General features: G+C 41.9%; 9 protein-coding genes. 4 read left to right on the top strand and 5 right to left on the bottom strand.

All coding sequences use genetic code 11. The annotated features are described in order from the left end of the window. Nucleotides 1–18: 18 nt before the first annotated feature. Nucleotides 19–1629 (bottom strand): DUF6029 family protein, encoded by a 1611-nt coding sequence (locus WS42_RS04290; RefSeq protein WP_022160185.1) that lies wholly within the window; start codon nt 1627–1629, stop codon nt 19–21. A 20-nt stretch (nt 1630–1649) separates the two neighbouring features. Then, nucleotides 1650–2918 (bottom strand): Omp28-related outer membrane protein, encoded by a 1269-nt coding sequence (locus WS42_RS04285; RefSeq protein WP_022160186.1) that lies wholly within the window; start codon nt 2916–2918, stop codon nt 1650–1652. Between the two features lie 246 nt (nt 2919–3164). Here WS42_RS04285 and WS42_RS04280 point away from each other — a divergent pair, with 246 nt between their 5' ends. Both WS42_RS04280 and WS42_RS04275 read left to right on the top strand, forming a co-directional pair. Further along, nucleotides 3165–3650, top strand: a complete 486-nt coding sequence (locus tag WS42_RS04280) for a TlpA family protein disulfide reductase (protein WP_022160187.1) — start codon at nt 3165–3167, stop codon at nt 3648–3650. Nucleotides 3651–3770: 120 nt separating this feature from the next. Beyond that, on the top strand, nt 3771–4385 hold the full coding sequence (locus tag WS42_RS04275; RefSeq protein WP_087394931.1) for an RNA polymerase sigma-70 factor: 615 nt from the start codon (nt 3771–3773) through the stop codon (nt 4383–4385). 222 nt (nt 4386–4607) lie between these two features. Here WS42_RS04275 and lptB read toward each other — a convergent pair whose 3' ends face one another. From lptB to WS42_RS04260, 3 genes are all read right to left on the bottom strand, one after another. Continuing rightward, nucleotides 4608–5339, bottom strand: coding sequence for an LPS export ABC transporter ATP-binding protein (gene lptB / locus WS42_RS04270; protein ID WP_022160188.1), 732 nt, complete (start codon nt 5337–5339; stop codon nt 4608–4610). A 78-nt stretch (nt 5340–5417) separates the two neighbouring features. Continuing rightward, the gene (locus tag WS42_RS04265) at nt 5418–7907 is read right to left on the bottom strand and encodes a DUF5686 and carboxypeptidase-like regulatory domain-containing protein (protein WP_022160189.1); all 2490 of its coding nucleotides are present in this window, start codon (nt 7905–7907) and stop codon (nt 5418–5420) included. Between the two features lie 5 nt (nt 7908–7912). After that, a complete protein-coding gene (locus WS42_RS04260) occupies nt 7913–8878 on the bottom strand; it encodes a KpsF/GutQ family sugar-phosphate isomerase (RefSeq protein WP_013611903.1) in 966 nt (321 codons plus the stop codon). Nucleotides 8879–9123: 245 nt separating this feature from the next. Between WS42_RS04260 and recQ the strand changes: the two genes are divergently transcribed. Both recQ and WS42_RS15315 read left to right on the top strand, forming a co-directional pair. After that, nucleotides 9124–11307, top strand: a complete 2184-nt coding sequence (recQ, locus tag WS42_RS04255) for a DNA helicase RecQ (protein WP_013611904.1) — start codon at nt 9124–9126, stop codon at nt 11305–11307. 162 nt (nt 11308–11469) lie between these two features. Then, nucleotides 11470–11646 (top strand): hypothetical protein, encoded by a 177-nt coding sequence (locus tag WS42_RS15315; protein WP_013611905.1) that lies wholly within the window; start codon nt 11470–11472, stop codon nt 11644–11646. Nucleotides 11647–11758 lie beyond the last annotated feature (112 nt).

Here is an 11758-nt window from a genome sequence, read left to right as displayed (position 1 = left end):
TTTAATGGTTAACCATTTTTAAATAGCAACGGATAACATGACAGTAACTCCTGTATGTTCCGGAAAATAGCGACATACTCCCCCGGCACATTGTATTCCCTCCCGATTCCGGCCATAATCGACAGATGCCCGCAAGCTACGCCAGCTGTAACTCCCTCCGACACGATAATAATGAAGGCTGTCACCATAACTTTCATAATTACACATATCGCTTACATATACCATCCATGCCGGAGCCAATCCCAGCTCTAACAATCCCATGGCCCAACGCTGATTATCTTTTGAGTCGCTCCACACATGCTGCAACTCCATCCGTAAAGAAGTTTTCGGGGTAACTTTGTAAAGCAGATCAGCAACCAATACCTCTGAGTCCATCCTCATATTCCCAAAACCATATTTACTGAATTCCAGTTTCCTCTGGTGGAAAAACAACAATGTACTTTTGAAACTCTTCGACCATTTTCTCTCCAATTCCAAGCCGATCTCTCCATAAAGTAATTTTCCTTTCTGCCTGAAAAGATACGTACTCTCATCGTCCTTTTTCACAGTAAGACTCCGATACATAGATCCGTTCACTGCAAAAGACAGGGGATTTCCTGTTTTCCCCCCCATAGGCAGCTCCCCAAACAAACTGAATTGTCCTCCTGTCTCTCCTGCCATTTTTATCTCATGCGGAAATAAAGTCAACAATGCATATTTATGTTGCATGGTCAATGCCGGCACATAATTCAAACTGACACTTTCATCGTTTAAGCAATCGTCGACCCGCAAATCTCCGTTTTCAAAAGCACGAAATGTTGCGGAAAAACCTATTCCCGGAGCATCGATCCCTGCATACAACAGTACATTACGACCTTTTCCATAGCGGATGTTATATGCGTCGTCCCAATACACAGAGCGACTTTTTGCAACATATTCCCCTCCCAGGGAAAATATCCCTTTGGACAAATCCAGCCTGCCGGCATAATTCCGTACTACCCGGTCGGCCTTCACATTATGTTCATCACTTCTGTCATCACGCAATACCCAGGAACCACCCACCGAAAGCAGCATTCCGTTTTCCGGGAACAACAAACTTCCCAAATCTATTTCTCCATCTGTACCATAGATCCGTACCGGAGCATATTCCTGAAATTTCTGCGGTACTCCGGCCACGACTTTCAAAGTCACCCCATCCCACGGACGCCACCTGATATTCCCCCCCATCAAGGCATTATTAATCCCCAAGGCCCTTTCCTCATAAGTACGAAAAATCAAACCACTTCCAAACTGTTCATATACCGTCCCTGCACGTAATTCCAAAGACTTACCGGTCCATTCAGCAAATCCTCTCATCAACTTACATCCCTCCCATTCCGGAGAAAAACCGATCATCGGAGGTTCATAGATATCATACTCCAAACCAAAACGGAAAGCTTTAAATGAATATCCTAAAGTCAGATAAGTATTGGTAGCCACTTTATCTTCCACCTTCTTCACCCCCAACTTATCATCCTTCATGTAGAATCCCCAGTTCGTCTCCAGACTTCCGCTAAAATGTCCCTTGGAGCGCTGTATTTCCTGGGCTTGTACAAACCCGGAAAATACAGCAAATACAACCAATAAAACAGGAATTTTACAATTACACATTCCTACCTATATTCAAAGATTCAATACCCGACATTCGTCCCAATAGCAACCTGTTGCACATTCTCAACCACCCCCTGTTCGTTCGTTACAAAAACCACAAGCGTACTCTTTACCGGATCTGCTTTTCCCATATTGATCTGGAATTTAATTTCTTTCGGGGCACCCGGTTCAAAAGCCACCGCTTCCTCTCCTTCAAATGAAGGCATATAATCACGCATGGTATGAAACCACTCTATCATCCCTAAAGAAACATGATTCAAATACATGCCATCTTCAACCAAAGCAGCGATCACTTTACCGTTGAAAGATTTTTTACTACCGATCACAGCAGTCAATTCAACTTGTTTTTTATCTTCCGATAAAGAATTTTTAATGGCGATAGCAACCTCAGCCTTGGATTTAATAGCCGACAGTAATCCATCACGTCCCATAGCATCGACTGAAAATTTATCTTTATTACGATCTAAATAAACCGAAGGAGTACCCGTAGAGCCGAAATATGCAATAAAAGCTTTCTCCATCTCCCGGCTGCGTTCATCGTATTTCTGCCACATTTCAGGAGATTGTCCCTCGTAATGCGTCTCGATCAAAACGATTCTGGGATCTTTCCGGGCCAATGCATCTTCTTCAGTCAGTAATTGGATTGTACTGGTACAGTATCCGCAATTCGTTCCAGTCAGGCTTTCTACTAACATACGCGCTGTAAACTCACCTTCTTTAAATGCACCCAAATTCAATGCCTCTTCAGCTTCTTTCCCCTGCCACATTGCAGTAATTCGATGCATCCCGGCCTCTGTCGTTCCGAAATAGGGGCTATCTAACTTTTCCCCGTCAATATAAAACTCTCCCCCAGAAATACGGCTCCCCTGCTCATCAACTAAATAAAGACAGGCAAAATCTCCGCCATCTGCCACGATACTCTTTTTATCAGAAGTCACCTTTAACTTTACATTCTCATTCATAGCAATCACATCTAAGGTATTAGATACAATTCCCTTGTAAGTTGCAACAACTTTATAAGTACCCGGAGTGTCAGAAGACAAGGTGTTATCGACTAATTCCTGGTCATTGGCTTTATACACACACTGTGTACTTACATCTTTCCCGGTATTGTCCTTCACGGTAAAAACTACAGCATCCACACCATCTGCTGAAAAATAAGAACGGTCTGAAGTCAAGGTAAGACCGCTTAAAATGCCGTCACCCGTATCATCTCCATCGTCCGAATCAGAACAAGAAAACGCTATCACACAGATAACAGACAAAAACAATAAAAACGATTTTCTCATAATTTATAAGTTTAAAAGTTATTTTTCAAATAAGAAACGTATACCCCACCTGACAGGGTGACTGAAAAGAAAACACATTTCAGGAAAAATATTTTTCCGGCGGCAAAGGGTAAGATCCATTTCATTGGTTCTCCCGGAAATATCCCTGGGATTTTATATATAAAATCAAAAGAATTGTCACCCGAATAACAGGGCTACACGTTTCTTAAAAAGAAGTAACTTATTCATCCTAATAAAAAGAAAAAAATGAAAACAGGAATTCTAATTTTACTCACTTTATTGATCTGGAACCTACAAGTTTGCGGACAAATGATTCCGGAAAATGTAACCTTAAAACAATTGGACGGGAAAAAAATTACTTTTAAAGACGCAGTACAACAAGGCCCGGTAATCATATCATTTTGGGCAACCTGGTGTAAGCCTTGCCAAAGTGAACTGGAAGCATTAAAAGATTTAGAAGACTCCTGGAAAAATAAAGTCCGGATTATAGCAGTATCAATTGATGATGCCAGAGCAATGGCTAAAGTAAAATCCCTTGTAAAAGGGAAAAAATGGCCATTCGAAGTACTGCTCGACCCGAATAAAGAGCTATATAAAGCATTCAATATTTCAGCAATTCCCTATGTTTTAGTTATAAACGATAAGAAAGTGGTATGGACCCATTCCGGATACATGCCAGGTAATGAAGTTTTAGTTGTAGACAAAGCATTAGAAACAATCGGAAAAAAATGATATAGTAGAGAAAATAAAACAGTTTTAATGGCTGAAAAGTTATAGGATTACTAATAAATTATAGAGGAAAATAAGTAATTTCATATATTTGCCATTATTTTTGTTCGTTATTATTATACTATGCTGAAAAAAGCCTCAGACAACCATGCTAAAACTGATTTACAGGAATTCTCATATGACCAGCCAGATGTATTCGACCGGTTATTCGACCGCCATTACACTTCACTTTGGTCATTCGCATTTCACTATGTTAAAGACAAAGACATAGCGGAAGATTTGGTACAAGAGGCTTTTATCCAGTTGTGGGATCATTTAAAAGGATTTGACAGCTTTACAGCTATCCGTGTATATCTTTTCCGGAATGTCCGGAATGCAGCACTTGATTATCTCCGGCATGACAAAGTACGAAACAGGAATAGTACAGAACTCAATGTATGGCTACAAAATGAATTGAGGGAGCCATTGGAGCGTAAAATCATTGAAGAGGAGGTATTCGGATCTATGTACGATGCAATTTATAAATTACCGGAACAGACACGAAAAATTGTACTACTGACGCTGGAAGGAGTATCTAATCCCAAAATCGCCGAACAATTGAAAATTTCGGTTAATACACTGAAAACTTTAAAAAAAAGAGCTTATCAATACCTCCGTAATGAACTTGGACCATACAGGTTTACTCTTCTGAATTGGATATTTTTGTTGCGGAAATTAATAAAAAGAAATAATAATTAAAAATAAAATCCAGGGGCATTTTTTCTTCTATTCCGATTCCGGTTTTTATACCGTCAGACCGGTGATGTCTGACGGAAACGTAACGTAAAGTTTTTTGCGAAGTGAGGAGTTCCGCCGGTCAGTGATAGAAAAAGGTAGACGACCGACAGAGGTGACCGGGTCGACAATTCCGATCACCGGAGACGAATTGGTAACGAAATAAACCTACATTTTAGCCGGAGATTATTTTTTGCGGCGCAATTCAAAATTTTTCCCCAAATATACTCTCCGTACCTCCGGGTCGGCAGCCAGATGCTCTGCTGTTCCGGCTTGCAGGATACGGCCGTCGTAAAGCAGATAGGCCCGGTCGGTGATCGAAAGTGTTTCCTGTACATTGTGGTCGGTAATCAAAATACCGATGTTCTTATCCTTCAATTTCTGTACGATATTTTGAATATCTTCGACTGCGATAGGGTCTACACCGGCAAAAGGCTCGTCCAACAGAATAAATTTAGGCCGGATCGAAAGTGCCCGGGCAATTTCCGTACGGCGTCGTTCTCCTCCCGACAACTGGATTCCCAGGCTTTTACGGATATGCTGCAACCCGAATTCGTCGAGCATTTCTTCGAGCCGGTCTTTCTGCTCTTCTTTGGTCATTTTGGTCATTTCCAATACAGCGCGGATATTGTCTTCGACACTCAGCCGCCGGAACACCGAAGCCTCCTGTGCCAAATAACCTACCCCCAACTGTGCACGCTTATAAACCGGTTCTTTGGTTATTTCCTGATCATCCAGAAAGATCCGACCACCATTCGGAGTGATCAGTCCGACAATCATATAAAAAGAAGTCGTTTTCCCAGCACCATTAGGCCCCAACAAACCCACAATCTCTCCTTGCTCCACTTGCACCGATACATCTTTGACAACGGTACGACTTTTATATTTCTTTATCAAATGTTCTGCTCTTAGTATCATCATGTGCTGTTTTAGATCACAAAGATAAGAAAAAGACAGAGAGGAAGAAAAAAAATACAAGGACTACAGGAAAATGATTTAAAAATTCAAATGAACAGAAAAATTAATAGCAAAATTCTGGACATGCTGTCCTGGCCGGTCTTCGCGGTGGGTCAGTCTCCATATCGCATCGATCCGGAACAGCCGGAAAATATTTTCTATGCCGACCCCTGTTTCAAAATAGGGCTTGGACACCGAAGACATTCCCTCGGGGAACAACAGTATGGCCCGGGTATCGGGCAGGCTTCCGTTATTCTTATCGGAAAGTGTTCCGATCAATCCTTTGAAAATAAATACTTCCCGCCATTTCAATTTTTTCATCAAAGGAATCTTCCCCAAAAAGAAACCTTTAAAATGATGTTCGTAGAAAAATGCCAGCCAGGTATCCGAAGCAAACTCATAGTAATTCATACATGAGAAAGCGTAAGGATCATAAAAATAGGTAGCGTTTCCTTCGTGAAGTTTCAGTAAAGGATAAGGCACTTTCCCGAAAATTTTTCCTCCGGTCAGTACCACATGAGACTTACCGATCGGCGAAATCGGAAAATCATAATTGATAGAAGCTACAGCCCGGTAAAATTCATAGTCATTTTTAAACAGCCCCTTCACCCCCATGGCCAGATCGACGCCGATAATCGGATAATCGGATCCTAAACTGTATTTATCGAATGCTTTACGAACGACTATTTCATCTTTAGACAAACGGGTATTCAAGCGTACTATCGTCGACTGTACAGAGGGCATCAATTCTCCGTCAGGTTTCACAAAAGGCACATAAGGATTAGAAAACAGGTCCCTGACCTGTACCCCAAAAGTATTGGAAACCCCTTGCCGCCATTCTTTCTCAAAGTTCACATCCAACTGGTTGACCATACTCAACCGATCGTTATCCCCTCTCGAAAAGATTGAACTCAGGATATTTCCTTCGGTAAACGCATTGATTCCCGCTCCCAATTGCACGACATCGTGTTTGAAAGCAGCCGATAACTTCGAAGTCGGTAAATCGTTGAAGGAATAATCGAATCCACCGGCTCCTTTCCAGCGACGATCCTTCGTTCCATAGGCTCCGTAACCGAAAAGACGGATTTTCTTGCTGAAATCGGTTGTAGTCCGGGCGCCCAACTGAAAACGGCATCCTTCCTGTTTGTTGAAGCTAAGCAACTTATAATAAGGTCCCCACTCTACATATTCGGTATCGTAATACCCACCCAGGACCATAGAGACAATCGTGTATATATTTTGATACAGGGGTACGTTTTTAATCGAATCGACCATTCCATAGATCTGTTTTTCCTTACCACTCAATGCATAGGGCCGGATCGTATCCCAAAAACGATCGTCATTTTTCAGGACATTATTATCGATAATCACATTATTATCCATTTTGAGCACCCTGTCGGGAATGACCGGATTCAGCTGTATATGCGAATAATCTACTTGCCGGTGCCCCAAAAAGGACACCATCTTCGAAGAATCGGACATGACGATGGAAAAATCGGCAAAGATTTTATCCTGCTTCGGAAACCAGACCGAATCGTCCAGGAACTGATTTTCATTATCCAACACCAGGTGTCTGATCCAGTTCACATTCAACCCCTTCATCATTTTGACGTGAGCCGATTGCAATGCCCAGGTCATCGAATCGATATTTACTTCCCCATCCAATACAGGTGTAGAGAAAGATTTGGGATGGAATCTGATTTTATAGGTCTTCCGGCCATCGATCTGCAAACTATCGACCAGGAAATATTTATAAAATAAAAGCCCGTGATCCGAAAGCGGACTGGCGAAACGTACTTCGAAAATATCGATATAGTTGTCGTAAAAATTGACGTTGGCATGTAAATGGCCGGTAAACTGCGCCAAGGTATAGTCTTCCTCAATACCGGAAATCCGGCTGGCATTCACAATCTCCCGGGATAAGGACGGTGACTTCCGGTAATAATAATCGGCAGAAGCTTCGGAAATCATCACAGGCAGATAAGCCTTTCCCGTAATGACCGAAGTATCCATGTGCTCGAAGATAAATCCGAAATTCTTTTGTAACTTCTTATTTTTAAACCCTGGCTTGATATTCGTCAGGTCGAGCTCCATCTTGGTATAAGTCTTACAATAATATTGTTCGAACCGGGCAGGATTATTTCTGTATTTGTTTTTACTGACATTCCGGAGGATCACATGTGCCGGATTTTCTCCGGGAGTAACTTTTACCTCGTCCAGATCGAAAGTCTGAGGTTCCAGCTGAAAATCGACAGCATTGTACGCCCCCTTGTTTATCTTTACTGTTTTCGGGAGATAACCGACAAAAGACGCCTGGAGCTCAGTCACTTCTTCGCGGGTTTCGAGGTAATATTCTCCATCGAAGTCGGTGGTCATTCCAATAGTCGTCCCGGTAAAAAAAACATTGACCAGAGGTAAAACTTCTCCCGTCTTGGCATCCGTCACTTTCCCCTTCACCCGGGTACTCTGAGCCCACATGCATTGTCCAAGTAACAGTAATACAACTAATAATACGATTCTTTTATTCATGATCATTATACTACCCCTTCTCTCAATATATCGTGGATATGAACCATTCCCTTGTATTTTTTATCTTCGTCCACGACCACCAATTGAGTGATACTATTCTGTTCCATTTTCTGGAAAGCGTTGTAAGCGAGTTCTTCTTCCTGAATAGTTTTCGGAGAAACCGACATAATATCCCGGGCTTTCAAGCCATCCACATCTTCATATTTCTCGAGCATACGTCTCAAATCCCCGTCGGTAATAATGCCTAACAATCCTCCTTCGGCATCGGTCACCGCCACTGCGCCCAATCTTCCGCCCGACATCTCCAATATCACTTTACGGATTCCGTCTTCCAAAGATACATAAGGCCGGTTATCCTGATCGAATACATCGGATACCCGGGTATATAAACGTTTCCCCAAGGATCCTCCGGGATGATATTTAGCAAAATCACGGCTTGAAAAACTCCTGCATTGGATCAGACAAATAGCAAGGGCATCTCCCATCACAAGTTGTGCTGTCGTCGAGTTGGTCGGCGCCAGATTATTCGGGCAAGCTTCACGGTCGACCTGTGCTTTCAATACATAAGCCGCATTCTTTGCCAGGAAAGAATCGGTATTCGATACCATAGCCACGATCTGTTCGTTACCGACATTCCGGATCAACGGGACCAGCACCTTGATTTCGGGGGTGTTCCCGCTTTTGGAAATACAAATGACGACATCGTCGTGGCAAATCATCCCCAGATCACCGTGGATAGCGTCGGCCGCATGCATAAAAACAGCAGGAGTACCGGTCGAATTGAGAGTAGCCACTATTTTTTGGGCAATAATGGCACTTTTACCTATACCTGTAACGATCACCCGTCCTTTCGTATTATAGATCAATCGGACCACTTTTTCGAAATCGTCGTCGATAAATCGAGCCAGATTCTGTATAGCTAAAGCTTCATCAGCAATTACTTTTTTTGCAACCTCCTTAATATCAACCATCTTAGATTATTCTTTAAAATATTTCTTAAACAATAGACAATATTTATGCCAAAAAAATCAGAAAAAATTATGGTAACCCGATTTTTTTCCTATAACTTTACTAAACGACAAAAATACCAATTTTTGTCATTCATTTGCTTAGGTGATCATAACATTTATTGTGCCATTTTGTTTGTCCAAACAAATTAAGTTATAAATTTGCATTTCCTTGAGAAAAAGGGTGTGCAAAATATATGAATAATACAATGGGATTGCAGATTAATTTACACGCAAAATTAAAAGAGTATTTTGGCTTCGATCATTTCAAAGGAAATCAGGAAGCCATCATTAAGAACGTGCTGGCAGGAAATAACACTTTTGTATTGATGCCTACAGGAGGTGGTAAATCGTTGTGTTATCAATTACCGGCATTGCTTCTCGAGGGCACCGCGATTATTATTTCTCCGCTGATTGCTCTGATGAAAAATCAGGTGGATGCCATGCGTTCATTTTCAGCCGCTGAAGGAGTTGCGCATTTTCTCAACTCTTCGTTGACCAAAAATGAGATTTTAAATGTGAAAGAAGACATTTTGAGCGGTAAAACGAAAATGCTCTATGTTGCTCCCGAATCCTTGACCAAGGAAAGTAATGTTGAATTTCTAAAGAAGATCAAGATTTCTTTCTTTGCTGTGGATGAGGCACATTGTATCTCGGAATGGGGCCACGATTTCCGGACAGAATACCGGAAAATCCGTCCGATCGTCGAAGAAATCGGTAAAGCGCCGATCATTGCATTGACTGCGACAGCGACACCCAAAGTGCAGAACGACATCCAGAAGAACCTGGATATGATGGATGCCCAGGTTTTTAAATCTTCTTTCAACCGACCGAACCTATACTACGAAGTACGTCCTAAACAAGGAGATGTCACGAAAGACATTATTAAGTTTATTAAAAACCATGAAGGGAAATCCGGTATCATCTACTGTCTGAGCCGGAAGAAAGTGGAAGAACTGGCGGAAGTGCTTAGTATCAACGGTATCAAAGCAGCTCCTTATCATGCGGGAATGGATGCCAGTACCCGAAGTACCAACCAGGACCGCTTCCTGATGGAAGAGGTGGACGTTATTGTAGCGACCATTGCTTTCGGTATGGGGATCGACAAACCAGACGTACGCTTTGTCATCCATTACGACATTCCTAAAAGTCTCGAAGGGTATTATCAGGAGACAGGACGGGCAGGACGGGATGGTGGCGAAGGAATCTGTCTGACTTATTATAGTTTTAAAGACATCCAAAAGCTCGAAAAGTTTATGCAGGGGAAACCCATTGCCGAACAGGAAATCGGTAAACAATTGCTGATGGAAACAGTCGCTTATGCCGAGACTTCTTTATGCCGGCGTAAAGTACTGCTCCATTATTTCGGAGAAACCTATGAAGAAGACAACTGCGGCTGTTGTGACAACTGCCTCTATCCGAAGAAAGAGTTCGAAGGCGAAGATTATATGGTCGATGCCCTGCAACTGGTCAGCGATGTTAAAGAAAAATTCAAAATCGAACATTTGGTTAATATCCTCATCGGTGAAGCCGATTCTGCCATCAAATCGTATAAGCATGATAAACTGGAATTATTCGGTGCCGGTTCGGAAAAAAGCCGGCAATTCTGGACGATGGTATACCGGAGGGCTTTAGTCAGTTCATTTATCGAAAAAGATATAGAACAATACGGAGTAATCAAACTAACGGATGAAGGCCAAAAATTTTTGGATAACCCTAAAAGTTTTATGCTGATGGAAGATCACAATTTCGACGAGAACGAAGAAGAAGAAAAGATACAGGAGAAAGGTGGTGTATCTGCGTTGGACAGCACTTTATTCGCTATCCTGAAAGATTTACGGAAGAAAATAGCCAAGACCAATAACTTGCCTCCTTACGTCATTTTCCAGGACCCGTCACTGGAAGATATGTGTACCAATTATCCGATCACACTCGAAGAATTGGCCAACATCCAGGGCGTAGGTGCCGGGAAAGCACAGAAATACGGCAAAGAATTCGTCGAAGTCATCAAACAATACGTTGAAGACAACGAGATCGAACGGGCACAGGATATGGTCGTGAAAACAGTAGCCAATAAATCCAAATTCAAAGTATACATCATCCAGAATATCGACCGCCAGATCGATCTGGAAGATATCGCTTCGGCTTTGGGGCTCAACTTCGACGAACTGATCAAGGAGATGGAAGCGATCGTCTTTTCCGGAACGAAATTAAACATCGATTATTATATCAATAAGATCCTCGACGAAGAGCAACAGCAGGAAATCATGGATTATTTTATGGAGGCGAGTTCCGACAATATTTCCGAAGCTTTCGACGAATTCGAAGGGGATTATGCAGAAGAAGATCTTCGGCTGATGCGGCTGAAGTTACATTCCAAACACGGAAACTGACAATGGAAAAAGTTGCGGGAAATATTGGGGGTAAGTCGAAATGATCGATACCCCCTCTTTTTTCGTCAACTATAAGGGGTATGTCACTGTGTCACAACCACTCTCCAACTGCCATCCTTTTCACCTCGCTCAACGTATTTCTTCTGATCATTATATATTTCAATGGCTTTGAATATCGATCTGTTCAAATATTATTCGGAAGCCTTAGAAAAAAACAATGAGATGATCCGGCTTCATAAAGCCAAAGATGAGCAGAAAATAGTAAGAAAAAGAAAAATTTTTTTAGAAGTAGAAGTCAGCGAAGATGAGTATCAGGCTTTTATGAAGCAAACGAAATAATCCGTCTTATTCCTGACTTCGTCACTCAAAAAATATTCATTTTATAATTGATTGATAAACAATATTTTGTATCTTTTCATGCCCTTATTTTGGGGTACGCAAAAGTTTTTTT

Origin of the sequence: Odoribacter sp. N54.MGS-14, from assembly GCF_000980295.1 — a bacterium.
In the GTDB taxonomy this organism is placed as follows: Bacteria; Bacteroidota; Bacteroidia; order Bacteroidales; family Marinifilaceae; genus Odoribacter; species Odoribacter splanchnicus.
This window is presented reverse-complemented; position numbering and strand designations above follow the sequence as displayed.